Genomic DNA, 17743 nt, shown 5'->3' on the forward strand with positions numbered 1-17743 from the left:
CCGCCGGGAAATTTCATTTTTGGGCATTTTTTCCGGTTGACCGTGGAAGTCTCCGGAAACAAGCCGATTCAGCGCGTCGGCTGATCCGGAAAATCGAGGCCGGGCGTCCCAGCCTCTTCGTCGCTCACCGCGCCGCCGATGCGATAGGAATCGCTGGCCCAGCAACCGAGGTCAATCTGTTTGCAGCGTTCGGAACAGAACGGGCGCCACGGATTTTCCGGGGCCCAGATGGCGTCTTCGCCGCATTGCGGACAGCGGACCTTGCGTACGACCATTACAGGTTACAGAAAGTCAGGTCGAAGGAAACGTCGCGCTCGCAGCTACGCGCCTTCAGTTCACCGGCTGGTGGCCTGGTGAAGCGGATGTTCAGGAAATACTTGTTGGCACTGACTTCAGGGATCGCCAGTTCGTCGACGCTGACCGTGACGCGCACCATCTGCGCGGCAGTACCGCCCAGATTGAGCTGGAACTGGCCGTTGGTTGCCGAGTAGTTTTTCGGCCGACCGCTCGAGCGGAGCAGGCGCAGGACAATCGCCGCCGCATCGCGCAAGGGCAGCAGCGGCTTGGTCCAGCCTTCCAGCGCACTGCGCCGGACATCAGGCGGGCGATGCAGCCACCAGTGGTAGGACGGCAGGTCGAATTCGCAGACGCCACCGGGAATGGCGGCCCGGCTCTTGATGCTCATGAGCCAGTCGTTTTCGCGCAGGTATTGGCCGATCTTGCCAGTCATGCCGAGCAGCGCGGCCGACGACTGCTCGATTTCATAGAGCGCGCCGGACAGCGCCTCTTCGGAAATTTCGGGGTTGTTGCGGAAGGCGAGCAGGGTTTGCCGCTGCCTTTCGAGTTCCTGGATCAGGTCCATCTTGAGATCGGCGCGACCGGCCACTTCAAGAATCTCAAACAGGGAAAGCAGGGCCGTGTGGTGTTCGAGAGCCCCTTCTTCCTGAGCGAAATACGCCGTTTTTTCGAACAAATCCTCCAGACGCAACAGCGTGCGGATACGTTCATTAAACGGGTATTCGTAGGTGATCACGCGGCTGGTGTCCGAGAAAACGGAAAATTTTGTTTATTCTGAGCTATTTGCATTCAAATCTCAACAGCTTGCTTTAAGTTTTTCAGCCATAAGTGCTAGATAGTTTGAATGCAGCATTTTGACTTGTTCGCTGATCTTTGTTTTATCCGCATCATTGACCACAACATCGTCAGCAACCAAAAGCCGTTGCTGGCGTGTCGCCTGAGTTGCCATGATCGCTTTGACCTCTTCCGCGGACATGCCGTTCCGCGCCATGACGCGTTCTATTTGCAGGCTTTCCGGGCAGTCAACGACGACAATGCGGTCGCAGCGATCGCGGTAGGTTCCGGACTCAACAAGCAGCGGCACCGCCAGAATGACGTAGGGTTCGGTCGCCGCACGGCAACGTTCGGTCGATATCTTTCGAATGATCGGATGCAGGATACATTCGAGCCGATTTTTGATCGAGGGATCGGCGAAAGCCAACTGGCGCATTGCTGCCCTGTCGAGAGCGCCATTCGGCGAAAGAATTTTCCGGCCGAACTCGGCAGTCAGCATGGGCATGGCGACGCCATCGGCCACGGTCAGTTCGCGGGCAATCGCATCGGCATCAACCAGCCCGGCGCCCTGCTCGACGAACAGCTCGGCGACCGTACTTTTGCCACTACCGATCCCGCCGGTCAGGCCGACGACGTACTGGCTCATTTGCAGGCCAATGTGTCGGCCTTGGGCAGAAGGCGGCCGACGGCGCCGATCAGCTCGACCTTGTCGCCAACCGGCCCGCGTGCCTGCAGCGTAATCAGGCTGTCCTTGCCCGGCCGCGGCGCGACCTGCGCCGAGCGGACCCCCTTGGCTTTCAATTCGGCCAATTTGTCCTGCCCGCCTTTTTCGGAAGAAAACACGCCGAGCGAAATGGCGTTGCGATTCAGCTCATCCTGCACGATGAAAAACTCGGTCACACCCAGTTCGCGCAATTCCGCCGATTTCTTTTCGGCCTCGGCCTTGCTGGGCACCGGCGGAATGAATACCCACCAACCATTGCTGTCCGACGCGGCCAGTTTCCGGGTCACCTTGTAATCGCCAAAACGCTTGGACAGCAGGGCTGCCAGACGCTCGGCATCGGCCAATGGCAAGGGGCGCCAGGTCAGGCAGACAGGCGGTTTGTCGACCACTTCGGCGACGCCAGGCTTTTCCGCCTTGGCTTCCGGAGCCGGTTCAGTCGCTGCCGGCCTGTCGCCCCCTGCACTCCCCGTCGCAGGTGTTTCCGTAGCCGGGGCAACAGCGGGCGCGACCGGTGCGGGCTTGACGAGCGGCGTACCCGGCGCCTCGCCGCGCGAGACGATGCGCATGCGTTCCGGTAGCACCTGCTGCTCGACACGCCCAGCATCCGGATTGTCAGGATGGCCGAAATAGCCTGCACTGAGAGCGTAGAACAGCAGGTTGGCGAGAACGAGCAGGAAGACGAGGGCTTTCACGGATTCAGCCTACCTTGGGCAAGTGCTTGAGTGATTCGGCGATGGCGGCTTCCGGGTAATCGTAGTCTTCGAGCTTGCCGGAGAAATACTTGTCGTAGGACGCCATGTCGAAGTGGCCGTGGCCGGTCAGGCTGAACAGGATGGTCTTGGCCTCGCCGGTGATCTTGCACTTGAGTGCCTCGTCGATGGCGGCACGGATGGCGTGGCAGGATTCGGGCGCCGGGATGATGCCTTCGGCCCGGGCGAACTGCACGCCGGCCTCGAAGGTGGCGACCTGCGGCACGGCCAGCGCTTCGATCTGGCCTTCGTGGAGCAGTTGCGAAACGAGCGGCGAGTCGCCATGGTAGCGCAGGCCGCCGGCGTGGATGCCGGGCGGCATGAAGTCGTGGCCGAGGGTGTACATTTTCATGATCGGCGTATAGCCGGAAACGTCGCCGTAATCGTAGGCGTAGTGGCCCTTGGTCAGCGTCGGGCAGGAAGTCGGCTCGACTGCGACGCAGCGCAGGTTGGTGGCGCGCTTGTCGCCGGCCGCCTTGTCGGCGAGGAAGGGGAAGGCGATGCCGCCGAAGCTGGAACCGCCGCCGCAGGGCCCGAAAATCACGTCCGGATAGAGGCCGACCTTGTCGAACTGCTTCTTGGCTTCGAGACCGATGACCGACTGGTGGAGCAGCACGTGATTGAGTACCGAGCCGAGTGTGTAGCAGGTGCCGGGCTCGGAAGCCGCCTCTTCGACCGCTTCCGAAATAGCCAGGCCAAGCGAACCCTGGTTGTCGGGGTCGGCAGCCAGTGCAGCACGGCCGGCGTTGGTCAGCTTGCTCGGGCTGGCGAAGACTTCGGCACCCCAAGTCTGCATCATCGAGCGGCGGAAAGGCTTCTGCTCGTAGCTGACCTTGACCATGTAGACGCGCACCGGCAGGCCGAACATCTGGCCGGCAAAGGCAATCGACGAACCCCACTGGCCGGCGCCGGTTTCAGTGGTCAGCCGCTTGGTGCCGGCGATCTTGTTGAAATAGGCTTGCGGTACAGCCGAGTTCGGCTTGTGCGAACCGGCCGGCGAAACGCCTTCGTACTTGTAGAAAATCTTGGCCGGCGTACCGAGCGCCTGTTCGAGGCGCAAGGCGCGGCAGAGCGGGGCCGGGCGCCACAGCGCATAGATCTGGCGGACTTCTTCGGGAATGGCGATCCAGCGCTCAGCCGACATTTCCTGCTCAAGGATGGGACCGGGAAAAATCGCCCCCATCGCTTCCGGCGGCACCGGATTGCCATCGGGCCCGAGCGGCGGGGCCGGCGGATTGGCCAGGTCGGCGACAATGTTGTACCAGTGGGTCGGAATATCTTCTTGTTCTAAGTTGATCCGCAGCGGCGTCACTTTTCTCTCCCGGAAAGTGTTTTCTGAAAGCCGGTAACTTACTCCAAAAGGATTCGCCGACCAAGGGTGCGTCTTGATTTTGGCCGTTTTTTCCGGTTGACCGTAACATCGTCTGAAACAAGCAGTTAAAGTACGGCCTGCCGACCATTTTGACGCTCGCCCTCGCCTTGTCCGCCCCGAAAATTGCCCACCTGCACCGCCATCCGGCCGCTCCCTCAGCGCAGCCGTGCATTATCGAGGTTGCCGCCACAACGATGGACGACGGCGGACTGGTCCTGAGTTATCTCGTCACTTGCCCATCCGCCGATCTCCGCCTTCCCGCGCAGCAGCCGCCCGGCGCGGCCGACGGCCTATGGCAGCACACCTGCTGCGAAGCCTTTGTGGCTGAAGACGGCGCCGGCTATCGCGAATTCAATTTTTCACCCTCCGGCCAGTGGGCTGTCTACCGCTTCACCAGCTACCGGGAGCGCGACAACTCCTTTACCCCCGAGGCCGAGCCGCAACTCAGTTTTACGTCGCTGGCCAACGGTTTCGAACTGCGCGCCAGCCTCCCCGCCGCCCTGCTGCCGCCCGGCAGCGCGCTGCAACTCGGCCTCACCGCCATCATCGAAGCGGCAGACGGCAGCAAGAGTTACTGGGCGCTGGCGCATTGCGCCGCCCAGCCCGATTTCCACGTCCGTCAGAGCTTTGCCCTGACCCTCAAGCGAAACACGCCATGACCCAGACCGTCCTCTTCGGCATTGACCGACTGATCGCCGAGCCCGCCCTGCGCCGCCCGCTGGCCGGCCGGCGCATTGCCCTGCTCGCCCACCCGGCCTCGGTAACCGCCGACCTGACTCACTCGCTCGACGCCCTGGCCGCGCTGCCCGATCTCAAGCTGAGCGCCGCCTTCGGCCCGCAGCACGGCCTGCGCGGCGACAAGCAGGACAACATGGTCGAGTCACCCGACTTCCTCGACCCGCAACTCGGCATCCCGATCTTCAGCCTGTACGGCGAAGTGCGCCGGCCGACCGACGCCATGATGGACACTTTCGACATCCTGCTCGTCGATCTGCAGGACCTCGGCTGCCGTATCTACACCTTCATCACGACACTGCGCTACGTGCTTGAAGCCGCCGCCAAACATGGCAAGAGCGTTTGGGTGCTCGACCGCCCGAACCCGGCCGGCCGCCCCGTCGAAGGCCTCACCTTGCGTGAAGGCTGGGAAAGCTTCGTCGGTGCCGGTGCCATGCCGATGCGCCACGGCCTGACCATGGGCGAACTCGGCCATTGGTTCATCGCAACGCTCAAGCTCGACGTCGATTATCGCGTCATCGAAATGCAGGGCTGGCAGCCCGACGCCGCCCCCGGCTACGGCTGGCCGCTCGGCGAACGGACCTGGATCAACCCCAGCCCGAATGCCCCCAATCTGTGGATGGCCCGCGCCTACGCCGGCACCGTCATGCTCGAAGGCGCGACCTTGAGCGAAGGGCGCGGCACGACCCGCCCGCTCGAACTGTTCGGCGCGCCGGACATCGACGCCCGCGCCGTACTCACCGAAATGGAAACCTTTGCCCCGCACTGGCTAAACGGCTGCAAGCTGCGCGAATGCTGGTTCGAACCGACCTTCCACAAGCATGCCGGCCGGCTCAATCACGGCATCCAGATTCACTGCGAGGGGCCGTATTACGATCACGCCGCCTTCAAACCTTGGCGTATTCAAGCCCTCGCCTTCAAGGTCATCCGCCGCCTTTATCCGGACTACCCGCTGTGGCGCGACTTCGCCTACGAGTACGAACACGACCGCCTGGCCATCGATCTCATCAACGGCTCGCCGCTTTTGCGCGAATGGGTCGATGATCCGGCCACACAGGCCGACGATCTCGACCGCCTGACCACCCCCGACGAAGAAGCCTGGCAGGAACATCGCCGACAATTTCTTATCTATTGAAAATTGCGACCACCCCGGGCATTCCATTCGGAATAAAATGTGCAGTAGATGACGATTTGCTAATACTTTATCGTCATCAATTGACACAACCTGTGCGGAGCTAGTGTGCGCGATCACTACCATGCCCCAGTCGGCCGTCGGCTCTACCAGGCCATTGCCGCGCTGTGCCTGCTACTCAGCCTGGCGGTGGCCAGCGCCGAAGAACAGTCCCCCGCCACCAACAGCGAAGCAAGGGCAGAACTCCAGACCAGCGCGAGACAAACTGTCAAATTCGCAGTCCTTGCCGCCCGCCCCAAAGGCGAAACCGAAACACGCTGGCGCCCGCTGATCGAGCATCTCAACAAGGCCAATCCAGAGCGCCAGCTGGAGCTGCAGGCGCTGACCTATCCGGAACTCGAGTCGGCCATCCGTGAAAAACGGGTCGACTTCGTGCTCACCCAGCCCGGCCACTACATCATGCTGACCCAGCGCGAAGGCCTGCTCTCGCCGCTCGCCACCCTGGTTGAAACGCAGGGCGACAAGAAGGTCTCGGCGCTGGGGGGCGTCATCCTGACCCGCAGTGACGAGAAAAGAATCCAGAACCTCGCCGACCTCGCCGGGAAACGTATCGCCACCAACAGCATGAGTTCGCTGGGCGGCTACCAGGCCCAGGCCTACGAGTTGAGGTTGCGCGGCATCAACCTGGCAAGCGACGCCACCATCATCGAAACCGGACAACCGCAGGACAAGGCCATCCAGCAACTGCTCGCCGGACAGGTCGATGCCGCCTTTGTCCGCACCGGCCTGATCGAGGCCATGGCCAGGGAACAGAAGCTGGATATCGGCAGCCTGCGCGTCGTCAATGCGCGGGACGACGGCTTTCCGCTGGCCCATTCAACCCGGCTGTATCCGCAATGGCCGCTGGCCGCGATGCCATGGGCCGACCAGGAATTCGCCCGCAAGATCGCCGCCGACATCCTGACCTTGCCGCATGGCGGGGAGGTCGCCCGCGCTGCCGATATACACGGTTTCAGCATTCCCGGGGACTATCGCCCGGTCGAGGAACTTCTGCGGGAATTGCGCCTGCCGCCCTTCGAAGCTGCCCCCAATGTCAGCGTCAACGACATCATCAAGCAGCACGGCCTGTTAATTAGTCTGGCCGGCATCGTCATCGCCGGGGGCCTCACGCTTTTCGTTATCATCCTGTTCCGCTCCAATTTGCGGCTGAAAACGGAGCGCGCCCGGACGGCACTGGCGATGTCCGAACTGTCGGCAACCGAAGCACGGTTTCGCGCCATTTTCGAGAATGTCGATGCCCTTTCCATCCAGGGCTATCTGGAAGATGGCACGGTTGCCTACTGGAACCACGCCTCGCAGACGCTATACGGATATAGCGCCAAGGAGGCGATTGGCCAGTCACTGCTCGAACTGATCATCCCGCCCGAACTGCATGATGGTGTGCGCAACGCGGTGCACTGGATGTTCGCCAACAAGACCGGCGTTCCGGCCGGGCGTTTGACCCTGCGCCACAAAGACGGCCATCCGGTCGAGGTGTATTCGAGCCACACGGTCGTCGATACGGCCGACCTCGGCCCGATGATGTTCTGCCTCGACGTCGACCTGCGGGAACTGGCCAGTGCCGAGCAGGCGCTGATGGAGAGCGAGGCCCGGCAGCGCATGATCCTGGAAACGCTGGGCGAAGGCGTTTTCGGCTGCGACCTTGACGATGTGTGCACCTTCATGAACCCGGCCGGGCTTGCCCTCCTCGGATTCAGCGAGCAAGAGGTGCTCGGCCGCGGCACCCATAGCCTCTTCCACCATCACCACGCAGATGGCTCGCCTTACCCGCAGTCGGCATGTCCGCTCCGGCGGACCGCAAACGATGGCAAGACACGCCGGCTGGAAGATGTTTTCTGGCGCAAGAATGGCGAAATGTTCCCGGTTCGCCTGACCATCACGCCGACGCTGCGCGATGGCCAGATCAGCGGAACGGTCGTCTCCTTCTCCGACATCAGCGAAATCCGCCGGGATGCGCTGGAACTGGAAAAACACCGTCACAACCTCGAAGGCGAGGTCAGGCAGCGCACCGAGCAACTGGAAATTGCCCGCCAGGCGGCCGAAGCAGCCAGCCGCTCGAAGAGCGCCTTCCTGGCCAACATGAGCCATGAAATCCGGACACCGCTCAATGCCGTGCTCGGCATGGTTCACCTGCTCCGACGCGATGCCCCGACACTTGAGCAGATCGACCGTCTCGACAAGATCGACAACGCCTCGCAGCATTTGCTTGCCGTCATCAACGACATTCTCGACATTTCCAAGATCGAGGCCGGCAAGCTGCAGCTCGACGAAACCAAGGTCGACATCAACAGCATCCTCAAGCGTGTCGTTTCGGTCCTCGGTGAGCGCGCCCGCGAAAAAGGGCTGGTCCTGCAAACCGAGTCCGACGATTTCACGCGAACACTAATCGGCGACCCGACGCGCATTACGCAGTGCCTGATCAATTACACGGCCAATGCCATCAAGTTCACCGAGCAGGGCAGGATCACGGTCCGGGCCAGCCGGATCTCCGAGATCGGTGGCAAAACCCTGCTCCGCTTCGAGGTTGAAGATACCGGGATCGGCATCGCCGAGGAGTCGATCCCCCGGCTGTTCGGAATTTTCGAGCAGGCCGACGCGTCGACCACCCGCAAATTCGGCGGCACCGGCCTCGGCCTGGCCATCACCCGCCGCCTCGCCCAACTGATGGGCGGCGAGGTCGGCGTCAGCAGCCAGCTGGGTAGCGGCAGCTGTTTCTGGTTCACGGCCCGGCTGAAACCCGGCGACGAGGACATGGACGCCCTGACATCGACCCATGCCGGTCTGCCCCTGCAGGCAGTCCAGGAAACGCTGGCCGGCCGCCATCTGCTCGTCGTCGAGGACGAACCGATCAACCGCGAGATTGCCCTCGAACTGCTCAGGGAATTCGGCACCACGGCCGACACGGCGGAAAATGGCCGGCAAGCACTTGAACTGCTCAAGACCCGCAGCTACGACCTGGTCCTGATGGACATGCAGATGCCGGAAATGGACGGTCTCGAGGCTACCCGCCAGATCCGTGCCCTGCCGCAACACACACTGCTGCCGATCATCGCCATGACCGCCAACGCCTTTGCCGAAGATCGCAAACGCTGCATCGAGGCGGGCATGAACGATTTCATCGGCAAACCGGTCGAGCCCGACGACCTCAAGATGCTATTGCTGCATTACCTGGCGACGTAACGCCGGAGTACGCGCTCGGCCGCCAGGACGCCACGATACTGGGCCTCTTCGAACAGCGAAAATCCCGATAGATCAGCATGGGCCAGCGTAATGCGCGGGATTTCAAAATTGGCCATTTTTTCCCGTTGACCGTAGAAGAGACTGCCCGGCACCGGGCGGCGCATGGCGTGGCCATTACGGAAAACATCGAGGCGCGTCGTCAGCTTGCGGATGTCGGGATGGACGCGTTCGAGCTCGGCCAGGATGCCTTCGCCCCATGCGGCGCGCGGCGTTTCGATGAGCAGCCGGCGCCCCTCAGCCGGCGTCACGTCGTGCAGTGCGCGATAGTAGGTGAACACCGTACCGCTCAGGTGCCGGCGGATCAGTTGATGCGTCGCGCTGACGTAGCCGAGACCGGGGCTGTCGTAGAACACGTTGTCCCACGCCGCCGGCGCGCCGTGGCGCTCTTCCGGCAGATCGGCCAGATGCAGGTTGGCCGTCAGCCACGGTGCGTAATCGCCGGCCAGCGCCGCTGCTTTGAGGTCGCCGGGCATCGCCGGCCAGACGCGCGGCAGCACGAAGGCCGGCGATGCCCAGATCAGTTGTCGGGCTTCAAAGCGCACGGTTTTTGCCCCCAAAAGCACGTCGACCGCAACATTCGATTTCCCTGCCTCAATGCGCCAGACCAGCGCCCCGGTCAGCACGCGATCACCGGCTTTTTTGGCCAGTCCGCGGGCCAGCCAGGCATTGCCTTCGGGCGCCGTCAGCACCGTATCGCCTGCCGCATTGTCGGCCTCGCCGTTGCGGCAGGCAAAATAGTGCAGCCCGGCCCAGGCCGAAACCTGACCGTAGGCCGTTCCGTAATCGTCGCGGCAGGCGTAATTGGCCAGCCAGTGCACGGTCGGTGCCGTGAAGCCGTTGTCGGTCAGCCACTGGGCGAAGGAGATCCGGTCGAGGGCGAGCCATTCAGGATCGCGACTCGACAGCGCCATCGGAATGGCAAACAGCCGGCGGCCGTCGCGGCCCTTAGCTCGCTTGAGTTCATCCATCCGTTCATGAAAGCGCTTTTGCTGCGCCAGCTCAGCCGCATCGATGCCACGTTGCGGCAGCAAACCCTCGTCCCACAGGCCGTTGCGATAGACCCGCTCCTGCGGCGTCGCACACAAATACCGTTCATCGTAGGTCGGCTTGAGCGCCGCCGGGTCGCCCTGCAACACGCCCAGTTCGGCCAGCAACTCACGCACCAGCACGGAATCCTGGCTGGGCAAGGGCAAATAATGCGCCCCCCACGGGTAGGCGACGAGCGGCGACTGGCCGGCCCGCGAATTGCCACCGGCTTCGCTTTCCATTTCCAGCACATGAAAGTCGTCGACCGCAGCCTGCGCCAGTTTCCATGCCGCAGAAAGCCCGGAGATGCCGCCACCGACGATCAGCACACCGGTTTTTCGTGTTTCGGCAGGCGCCGGGAAATTGCCGTCGCGCAGCCGGTGGCCGAGCGCCTGATTCATGCCGAGCAATTCGCCGGGCGGCAAGGGTAGTTTTCCGGCCGGGGCGCAACCGGCGAGGGCGGCCGCCCCCACCGTGTAAAGAAATTCGCGCCGGCTAGTCAAGCTTCCGCAGCGACAGGCTGACCGACAGCTGGGCGCCAAGCCAGCCGAGGAAAGCGCCGAGCGTAGCCAGTCCCAGCGTTTCAACGACGCCCGGCGGGCGCAGGCTGAAATTCCCACCGTAGAGCGCCGCCAGTTCACCGACCGGCCCGCCCAGCAGCTGCAACGCCGCCAGTACCAACGCGGCAGCAAGCAGGCCACCGAGCGCCCCCTGCAAGGCTCCGAAATAGTAGAAAGGCCGACGGATGAAGCCGTCCGTCGCACCGATCATGCGCGCCACCTCGATCTCGGCCGACTGGGCCATGACCTGCAGGCGGATGGTATTGAAGGTCACAGCGACCAGCCCGGCACCAAACAGCCCAGCCAGCATCCACAAAGCCAGCTTGCCGAGACGCAGGAAGGCGTCGAAACGCTTGATCCAGGCCGAATCGAGCTGGACGTGGGCAACCTTGGGCCAGCCGGCAATCTCCCTGCGCAGGACCTCTAGCGCCTCTGGCTCGGTGTTGGCCGGTTCGATGATGAAGGCATCAGGAAGCGGGTTGCGCGGCAGGCTGGCAACGATTTCGGCCATGCCCTCGCTGCTCTGCATTCGCTTCAGCGCGTCCTCTTTCGGCACGAATTTCCACTTGCCATTGGGCGCCTGACGCAGGCGGCTTTCGATCTCGCCAACATCTTTCTTGCTCGCCTCAAGGCTCATGAACAGGCTGATCTGCTGCACGCCGGAGGCATTGCGGCCGAGGTCACGCAGGTTGTCGAGGGCGACATAACCAAAGGCCGGCAAGGTCAGCGCGATGCCGATGACGATCAGCGACAGCAGGGTATTGAGCGGCGTCGCCCACAAACGGCGAAAAGCCGCGGCCAGTGCGGCACGATGGTGAATAAGCCAGGTCATGCGACCACCCTCCCGTGCGCCAGGCGCAGGACATTCGGGTGATAACGCTCGATCCAGCTCTGGTCGTGTGTAGCGACGACGACAGTCACGCCAACGCGATGAAAGTCGGCAAAGATGTCGAGAATGGCCATGCCGGAATCAGTATCGAGATTGCCCGTCGGCTCGTCGGCGATCAGGATGGTCGGCCGGTTGACGACGGCGCGGGCGATGGCCAGCCGTTGCTGTTCGCCGCCCGAAAGCGCGATGGGATTAGCCTTTTCGCGGGCCAGCAGGCCGACCTTGTCGAGCGCCGCTTGCGCCCGGCGAATCGCCTCGCGGCGCGGCAATCCGGCGATGTGCAGCGGCAGCAACACGTTCTCCAGCGCGTTGCGATCGAACAGCAACTTCTGGTCCTGAAACACCAACCCGAAATGCCTGCGTACATGCGGAATGGCGCTGCGCCCGAGGGCTGACAGGTTCTGGCCATTGACCACGAGGCTGCCGGAAGTCGGCCGCTCGATGGTCGAGATCAGCTTGACCAAGGTCGTCTTGCCGGCGCCGGAATGGCCGGTGATGAGCACCATCTGCCCGGCCTCGATCGAAAAACTCGCATCCTTGACGGCCTCGAAGCCGCCCGGGTAGCGCTTGGTCAAATTGCTCGCTTCGATCATTGCTCGAACATGGCGTCCACGAAATCGCGCGCCGAGAACGGCCGCAGGTCGTCGATCTGCTCGCCGACGCCGATGAAGCGGATCGGCTTCGGGCATTGCCGGGCAATCGCCGTAACGACGCCGCCCTTGGCCGTGCCGTCGAGCTTGGTGAGGACCAGGCCGGTGACGTTGATCGCCTTGTCGAAAGCCCTGACCTGCTGCAGCGCGTTCTGACCGATGTTGGCATCGAGGACGAGCAGCGTTTCGTGCGGGCCTTCCGGATCGATTTTCTGGATGACGCGACGCACCTTGGCGATTTCTTCCATGAGGTGCAACTGGGTCGGCAAACGACCGGCCGTATCGGCCAGCACGATGTCGATGCCACGCGCCTTGGCGGCTGAAATGGCATCAAAGACCACGGCGGCAGGATCGCCCTTGTCCTGCGCGATGACCGTCACGTTGTTGCGCTCGCCCCAGGTTTCAAGCTGTTCGCGGGCGGCGGCGCGGAAGGTATCACCGGCAGCGAGCAGCACGCTCTTGCCCTGCATCTGGAAATACTTGGCCAGCTTGCCGATCGAGGTCGTCTTGCCGGCGCCGTTGACGCCGGCAATCATGATCACGAAAGGCTTGTGCGTCGACACGTCGAGCGGCTTTTCGAGCGGCAGCAAGGTTTCGAGCAGGGCATCGTGCAGCGCCTTCTGAATGGCGTCCGGCGTATCGAGCTTGTCGCGCTTGGCCGCCTTTTTCAGCTCGTCAAGCAAGTGGGTCGTTGCCTCGACACCGCAATCGCTGGTCAGCAAAAGGGTTTCGAGTTCCTCCAGCAGTTCGTCGTCGACCTTGCCGCGCGAGAAAATGGTTTTGAGCTTGCCGCCCCACTGGGCACGGGTCTTGGCCAGACCCTTGAACAGGCGCTCGCGCCACGAGGGAGCGGCAGCTTCGGCCGGGACGTCGGCCTTGGTCTCGGCTTTACTGTCGCTGCCGGATTTTTTCAGGAAACTGAACATGGGGGTGGTGGTCTCAAGCCTTGCTGACAGGCGGGCGGCAAGCCGTTAAGATGCCGTCCGGTTCGATGCAAAATCAGCCCCGAATTCTAACAGAAAGCCCCGCCCCCCCATGCCCCTCAAACACCTGCTCTCCGTTTTGCTTGCGGCCGGGTTGTCGACCGCAGCTTTCGCCAATCCGTACGAAACCACGCTCAAGAACGGCCTGCGCATCATCGTCAAGGAAGACCACCGGGCGCCAACCGCCGTCCAGATGGTCTGGTACCGCATCGGCAGCACCGACGAGGTCGATGGCGCCTCGGGCGTCGCCCACGTGCTCGAGCACATGATGTTCAAGGGCACGCCAAGCGTCGGCCCCGGCGAGTTCAACAAACGCGTCGCCGCCGCCGGCGGGCGTGACAATGCTTTCACGAGCCGCGACTACACGGCTTACTTCCAGCAGGTGCCGAAGGAAAAGCTGCCCGACATGATGCAGCTCGAAGCCGACCGCATGCGCCACCTCAACGTCGACGCCAAGGAATTCGCCCAGGAAATCAAGGTCGTCATGGAAGAGCGCCGCATGCGCACCGACGACAACCCGCAATCCAAGCTCTTTGAGCAAATGAACGCCGTCGCCTTTCAGGCCCACCCCTACCGCCGGCCGATCATCGGCTGGATGAACGACCTCGAAACGATGACGGCAGCCGATGCCAAGGCTTGGTACGACACGTGGTACGTGCCGAACAACGCCTACGTCATCATCACCGGAGACGTCGATCACAAGGAAGTCTTCGCCCTGGCCGAGAAATACTATGCGCCGCTCGAAGGCCGCGCCCTGCCGGTTCGCCGGCAACAGGTCGAGCCGGCCCAGGAAGGCACACGCAAGGTTACCGTCAAGGCGCCGGCTGAACTGCCGGTGCTGATCATGGGCTACAAGGCGCCGATCCTGCGCGACATCGACCAAGACGTCGATCCTTACGCGCTGGAAATGCTCGCTTCGATTCTCGATGGCCATGACGCCGCCCGCTTCAACAAGAAACTGGTCCGCGAGGACAAGGTTGCCCTGTCGGCCGGTATCGATTACGACGCCACAGCGCGCGGCCCGGGCATGATTTATTTGCACGGCACGCCCTCCGAAGGCAGGACGGTCAGCGATCTCGAAGCTGCCCTGCGTGCCGAAATCGCCCGCGTCCAGAAAGACGGGGTCAGCGAGCAGGAGCTCAAGCGCGCCAAGGCGCAACTGATTGCCGGACAGGTCTACAAGCTCGACTCGATGTTCGGCCAGGCCATGGAAATCGGCCAGATCGAAGCGGTCGGCCTGCCCTACCAGAAGCTCGACCGCATGCTCGACAAGTTGCAGAAGGTGACTGCCGCCGACATTCAGTCCGTAGCCAAGAAGTATTTCAACGACGACGCGCTGACCATCGGCCTGCTCGACCCGCAACCGCTCGACGGCAAGCCCCGCCGCCCGGCCGTTGCCACTCGCCACTGAGCCGGGGTCATCATGGCTTTACCGTGGATGACCATCCTGAGCAATGTGCCGTGGAGCGACGTGCTCGGCAAGGCGCCGATCATCGCCGAGGGCGCCAAGAAGCTGTGGAAGGGCATGGGCCGCAAGAATAGCGATGGGTCCATCGTCGATGCTGACCCCGTTGTGGCCCCCGACGCCGATTTCGCGACGCGACTGGCGTCCCTGGAAACCGTTCAGCGCAAATTGCGCACCCAGATACTGGCCTCCGGCGAATTGATTCAGGCGCTGAGCGAACAGAACGCCCTGTTGGTCGCCCAGGTTGATGCCAACCGCCGCCTCGTTCGCTACCTTGCCTGGGGCCTGGGCGCGACGGCGCTGGTCGCCGGCCTCGCCCTGCTGCTTGCCTGGCAACCGAAATTATTGGAGTTTTTGGCATGAAAAGACTGTTGACCGCAGCAATCGCCCTGCTCATCTCGCAAGTTGCCCTGGCCGGCGTCAAGATCGAGCACTGGGTCTCGCCATCGGGCGCCCGCGTCTATTTCGTCGAAAGCCGCGTCTTGCCGATGCTCGACGTACAAGTCGATTTCGCCGCCGGATCAATGTTCGACCCGGCCGGGAAATCCGGCCTCGCCGCCCTGACCCGTGGCGCGCTCGACCTCGGCGCCGGCAAGTTCGATGAAACGGCCATAGCCGAGCAGATGGCCGACATCGGCGCCAGCCTCGGCGGCGGCGCTGACACCGACCGCGCCAACGTCTCGCTGCGCACCCTGTCGGCCAAGGACAAGCTGGAACCGGCGCTGACCATCCTGAAGGCCGTGCTGCACGCTCCGCGCTTCGATGCCGCCATTTTCGACCGTGAAAAGGCGCGCACCATCGCCGGCCTCAAGGAAGCGATGACCCGCCCCGACAGCATCGCCGGCAAGGCCTTCTGGGCCGCCATGTACCCGAACCATCCGTACGGCCGCCAGGCCACGCCGGAAAGCGTTGCCGCGCTCAACCGCGACGATCTCGCCGCCTTCCACGCCCGCTACTACAACGCCGCCAACGCCAGCATCACGCTGGTCGGCGACCTTTCCCGTGCCGACGCCGAGAAGATTGCCGAAGCCATCGCCGCCGAACTGCCCAAAGGCAAGGCAGCGACGCTGCCGGATGCGCCGCAGTTGCCGAAATGGAGCCACACCAATCTGCCCCACCCGGCCAGCCAGGCCCACGTCTATATCGGCCTGCCGGCCATCGAACGCGGCAATCCGGATTTCTTCCCGCTGCTCGTCGGCAACTACACGCTGGGCGGTGGCGGTTTCGTCTCGCGGCTCATGAAGGAAGTCCGCGACAAGCGCGGCTACGCCTACAGCGTCTATAGTTATTTCGCCCCGCTCAAGCAGACCGGTCCCTTCCAGATCGGCCTGCAGACCAAGCGTTCTCAGGCCAAGGATGCCCTCAAGGTGACACGCGAAGTGCTCACCGGCTTCCTCAAGGATGGCCCGAGCGAGGAAGAACTGGCGGCCGCCAAGGCCAACCTGACCGGCAGCTTCCCGCTGCGCCTGGACAGCAACAAGAAGATTCTCGAGAACGTCGCCAACATCGGCTTCTACAGCCTGCCGCTCGACTACCTCGACCAGTATCAGACCCGGGTCCAGGCGGTGACGACCGACGACATCCGCCAGGCTTTTGCCCGCCGCGTGCGGCCGGACAACCTGATTACGGTGACGGTCGCGGCAGACTAAACCTTGAACTCGGTCCGTATCATCGGCGGCAACTATCGCCGCCGCGTCCTGAAGTTTCCCGATAGCGAGGGCCTGCGCCCGACGCCGGACCGCGTCCGCGAAACGCTGTTCAACTGGCTTGGCCAGGAACTGGATGGCCGGCATTGCCTCGATCTGTTCGCCGGCAGCGGCGCGCTCGGTTTTGAAGCGGCATCGCGCGGCGCGGCTCGCGTCGTGCTGGTCGAACAGGCGCCCAAAGTCCTCGCCGCGTTGCGTGAAAACCACGAAATGCTGCAGAAACCGGCAACGATGGAGATCATTCGTGCGGATGCGATACAATATTTGGCCTCGACGAAAGCAAAATTCGACCTGATCTTCCTCGATCCGCCCTTCAAGAAAGGCTGGATTGCCCGCCTGGAGCCACTCCTTCCCGGCGCCTTGAACGAAGATGCAGCGATCTACGTCGAAGCAGAGAACGAAATCGAATCGCTTGGCGATTGGCGCACGGTGCGTCACGGCAGGGCAGGCGAAGTCCACTATCATTTGTTGCGGCGAGACACAGGCGGGAAAACAGCTTGACCAAACTCAATCATCGCGTAGCGATCTACCCGGGCACCTTCGACCCGATCACCCGGGGCCACGAGGATCTCGTCCGCCGCGCCTCGACGCTGTTCGACAAGCTGATCCTGGCCATCGCAGAGAGCCCGTCCAAGCAGCCGCGCTTCCCGCTCGCCGAGCGTGTCGAGATGGCCAGCGAAATCCTCGGCGACCTCGAGAATGTCGAAATTGTGGGCTTCAACTCGCTACTCATGAACTTTGTGCACGAGAAGGAAGCCAAGGTCGTCGTGCGCGGTCTGCGCGCCGTCTCCGACTTCGAATACGAATTTCAGATGGCGGGAATGAACCGCAGCGTCTATCCGGAGGTCGAAACAGTGTTTCTGACCCCTGGCGAGCAATACATGTTTATCTCCGCTACCATGGTGCGTGAAATTGCGCGCCTGGGCGGCGATGTCAGCAAATTTGTGCAACCTTGTGTCGAAAAGCGCCTGCGGGCGAAAACCACAGCTTAACCGAGAGAGGAACAACAGCTATGTCTCTGATTATTACCGACGAGTGCATCAATTGCGACGTGTGCGAACCGGAGTGCCCGAACGAGGCGATCTCCCAGGGCGAGGAAATTTACGTTATCGACCCGAACAAGTGCACCGAGTGCGTCGGCCACTACGACGAACCGCAGTGCGTGCAGGTCTGCCCGGTGGATTGCATCCCCAAGGATGAAAACCATGTCGAAACCCAGGACATGCTGTGGGTCAAGTACGAAAAGCTGACCGGCAACAAGCGCGCCTGAGTTTTTCAGCGCCCCAACAAAAAACCCGCGAATTTCGCGGGTTTTTTGTTTTCGGTTTTAGGCTTTTTTTCCGGTTGACCGTAGCAAGCGCTGTTGACCGTAAGATTCGCC

The 17743-nt window shown here is 62.6% G+C and carries 18 protein-coding genes; 9 read left to right on the forward strand and 9 right to left on the reverse strand.

Annotated features, from left to right (window positions below; translation table 11 throughout):
- Window positions 1–68 precede the first annotated feature (68 nt).
- From KI613_RS18525 to KI613_RS18545, 5 genes are read right to left on the reverse strand one after another with little or no spacing between them, the layout of a single operon-like run.
- Window positions 69–275, reverse strand: a complete 207-nt coding sequence (locus KI613_RS18525) for a DNA gyrase inhibitor YacG (RefSeq protein ID WP_226402241.1) — start codon at window positions 273–275, stop codon at window positions 69–71.
- Window positions 275–1033, reverse strand: a complete 759-nt coding sequence (gene zapD, locus KI613_RS18530; protein ID WP_226402243.1) for a cell division protein ZapD — start codon at window positions 1031–1033, stop codon at window positions 275–277. Before zapD ends, KI613_RS18525 begins: the two co-directional genes overlap by 1 nt.
- Window positions 1034–1093: 60 nt before the next feature.
- Window positions 1094–1717 carry a dephospho-CoA kinase gene (gene coaE / locus KI613_RS18535; RefSeq protein WP_226402245.1) on the reverse strand — a complete coding sequence of 208 codons (624 nt, stop codon included), beginning with the start codon at window positions 1715–1717 and terminating at the stop codon, window positions 1094–1096.
- Window positions 1714–2487 carry a hypothetical protein gene (locus KI613_RS18540; RefSeq protein WP_226402247.1) on the reverse strand — a complete coding sequence of 258 codons (774 nt, stop codon included), beginning with the start codon at window positions 2485–2487 and terminating at the stop codon, window positions 1714–1716. The genes coaE and KI613_RS18540 overlap by 4 nt, the downstream gene beginning before the upstream one ends.
- A gap of 4 nt (window positions 2488–2491) precedes the next feature.
- Window positions 2492–3856, reverse strand: a complete 1365-nt coding sequence (locus KI613_RS18545; protein ID WP_226402249.1) for a TrpB-like pyridoxal phosphate-dependent enzyme — start codon at window positions 3854–3856, stop codon at window positions 2492–2494.
- Window positions 3857–4005: 149 nt separating this feature from the next.
- Here KI613_RS18545 and KI613_RS18550 point away from each other — a divergent pair, with 149 nt between their 5' ends.
- The 3 genes from KI613_RS18550 (at window position 4006) to KI613_RS18560 (ending at window position 9023) form a co-directional block, all read left to right on the forward strand.
- Window positions 4006–4575: a DOMON-like domain-containing protein gene (locus KI613_RS18550; protein ID WP_226402251.1), complete on the forward strand. Its 570-nt coding sequence runs from the start codon at window positions 4006–4008 to the stop codon at window positions 4573–4575.
- Window positions 4572–5786 carry an exo-beta-N-acetylmuramidase NamZ family protein gene (locus tag KI613_RS18555; protein WP_226402253.1) on the forward strand — a complete coding sequence of 405 codons (1215 nt, stop codon included), beginning with the start codon at window positions 4572–4574 and terminating at the stop codon, window positions 5784–5786. Before KI613_RS18550 ends, KI613_RS18555 begins: the two co-directional genes overlap by 4 nt.
- 105 nt (window positions 5787–5891) lie before the next feature.
- Window positions 5892–9023 carry a PhnD/SsuA/transferrin family substrate-binding protein gene (locus KI613_RS18560; protein WP_226402255.1) on the forward strand — a complete coding sequence of 1044 codons (3132 nt, stop codon included), beginning with the start codon at window positions 5892–5894 and terminating at the stop codon, window positions 9021–9023.
- Here KI613_RS18560 and KI613_RS18565 read toward each other — a convergent pair.
- From KI613_RS18565 to ftsY, 4 genes are read right to left on the reverse strand one after another with little or no spacing between them, the layout of a single operon-like run.
- Window positions 9008–10612, reverse strand: coding sequence for an FAD-dependent oxidoreductase (locus KI613_RS18565; RefSeq protein ID WP_226402257.1), 1605 nt, complete (start codon window positions 10610–10612; stop codon window positions 9008–9010). The genes KI613_RS18560 and KI613_RS18565 overlap by 16 nt on opposite strands.
- The gene (gene ftsX, locus KI613_RS18570) at window positions 10605–11501 is read right to left on the reverse strand and encodes a permease-like cell division protein FtsX (RefSeq protein WP_226402259.1); all 897 of its coding nucleotides are present in this window, start codon (window positions 11499–11501) and stop codon (window positions 10605–10607) included. The genes KI613_RS18565 and ftsX overlap by 8 nt, the downstream gene beginning before the upstream one ends.
- Window positions 11498–12151, reverse strand: coding sequence for a cell division ATP-binding protein FtsE (locus tag KI613_RS18575; RefSeq protein WP_226402261.1), 654 nt, complete (start codon window positions 12149–12151; stop codon window positions 11498–11500). The genes ftsX and KI613_RS18575 overlap by 4 nt, the downstream gene beginning before the upstream one ends.
- Window positions 12148–13134, reverse strand: a complete 987-nt coding sequence (ftsY, locus tag KI613_RS18580) for a signal recognition particle-docking protein FtsY (protein ID WP_226402263.1) — start codon at window positions 13132–13134, stop codon at window positions 12148–12150. The genes KI613_RS18575 and ftsY overlap by 4 nt, the downstream gene beginning before the upstream one ends.
- A gap of 109 nt (window positions 13135–13243) precedes the next feature.
- On the opposite strand from ftsY, the gene KI613_RS18585 reads away from it, so the two are divergent.
- The 6 genes from KI613_RS18585 to KI613_RS18610 are packed head-to-tail and all read left to right on the forward strand — an operon-like array spanning window position 13244 to window position 17632.
- Window positions 13244–14602, forward strand: coding sequence for a M16 family metallopeptidase (locus tag KI613_RS18585; RefSeq protein ID WP_226402265.1), 1359 nt, complete (start codon window positions 13244–13246; stop codon window positions 14600–14602).
- A gap of 12 nt (window positions 14603–14614) precedes the next feature.
- The gene (locus tag KI613_RS18590) at window positions 14615–15019 is read left to right on the forward strand and encodes a hypothetical protein (RefSeq protein WP_226402267.1); all 405 of its coding nucleotides are present in this window, start codon (window positions 14615–14617) and stop codon (window positions 15017–15019) included.
- Window positions 15016–16305, forward strand: coding sequence for a M16 family metallopeptidase (locus tag KI613_RS18595; protein ID WP_226402269.1), 1290 nt, complete (start codon window positions 15016–15018; stop codon window positions 16303–16305). The genes KI613_RS18590 and KI613_RS18595 overlap by 4 nt, the downstream gene beginning before the upstream one ends.
- Before the next feature lie 3 nt (window positions 16306–16308).
- Window positions 16309–16863 (forward strand): 16S rRNA (guanine(966)-N(2))-methyltransferase RsmD, encoded by a 555-nt coding sequence (rsmD, locus tag KI613_RS18600; RefSeq protein WP_226402271.1) that lies wholly within the window; start codon window positions 16309–16311, stop codon window positions 16861–16863.
- On the forward strand, window positions 16860–17354 hold the full coding sequence (gene coaD / locus KI613_RS18605; RefSeq protein WP_226402273.1) for a pantetheine-phosphate adenylyltransferase: 495 nt from the start codon (window positions 16860–16862) through the stop codon (window positions 17352–17354). Before rsmD ends, coaD begins: the two co-directional genes overlap by 4 nt.
- A 20-nt stretch (window positions 17355–17374) precedes the next feature.
- The gene (locus KI613_RS18610; protein WP_226402276.1) at window positions 17375–17632 is read left to right on the forward strand and encodes a YfhL family 4Fe-4S dicluster ferredoxin; all 258 of its coding nucleotides are present in this window, start codon (window positions 17375–17377) and stop codon (window positions 17630–17632) included.
- The last annotated feature ends 111 nt before the right edge of the window (window positions 17633–17743 follow it).

Source organism: Ferribacterium limneticum, from assembly GCF_020510585.1.
Taxonomy (GTDB): Bacteria; Pseudomonadota; Gammaproteobacteria; order Burkholderiales; family Rhodocyclaceae; genus Azonexus.

Excerpts from the sequence above, each read along its gene's own strand:
- ftsY (WP_226402263.1), bottom strand. The coding sequence starts at position 13,134 with ATGTTCAGTTTCCTGAAAAAATCCGGCAGCGACAGTAAAGCCGAGACC.
- KI613_RS18525 (WP_226402241.1), bottom strand. The coding sequence starts at position 275 with ATGGTCGTACGCAAGGTCCGCTGTCCGCAATGCGGCGAAGACGCCATC.
- KI613_RS18575 (WP_226402261.1), bottom strand. The coding sequence starts at position 12,151 with ATGATCGAAGCGAGCAATTTGACCAAGCGCTACCCGGGCGGCTTCGAG.
- KI613_RS18585 (WP_226402265.1), top strand. The coding sequence starts at position 13,244 with ATGCCCCTCAAACACCTGCTCTCCGTTTTGCTTGCGGCCGGGTTGTCG.
- KI613_RS18595 (WP_226402269.1), top strand. The coding sequence starts at position 15,016 with ATGAAAAGACTGTTGACCGCAGCAATCGCCCTGCTCATCTCGCAAGTT.
- ftsX (WP_226402259.1), bottom strand. The coding sequence starts at position 11,501 with ATGACCTGGCTTATTCACCATCGTGCCGCACTGGCCGCGGCTTTTCGC.
- KI613_RS18590 (WP_226402267.1), top strand. The coding sequence starts at position 14,615 with ATGGCTTTACCGTGGATGACCATCCTGAGCAATGTGCCGTGGAGCGAC.
- KI613_RS18610 (WP_226402276.1), top strand. The coding sequence starts at position 17,375 with ATGTCTCTGATTATTACCGACGAGTGCATCAATTGCGACGTGTGCGAA.
- coaE (WP_226402245.1), bottom strand. The coding sequence starts at position 1,717 with ATGAGCCAGTACGTCGTCGGCCTGACCGGCGGGATCGGTAGTGGCAAA.
- KI613_RS18555 (WP_226402253.1), top strand. The coding sequence starts at position 4,572 with ATGACCCAGACCGTCCTCTTCGGCATTGACCGACTGATCGCCGAGCCC.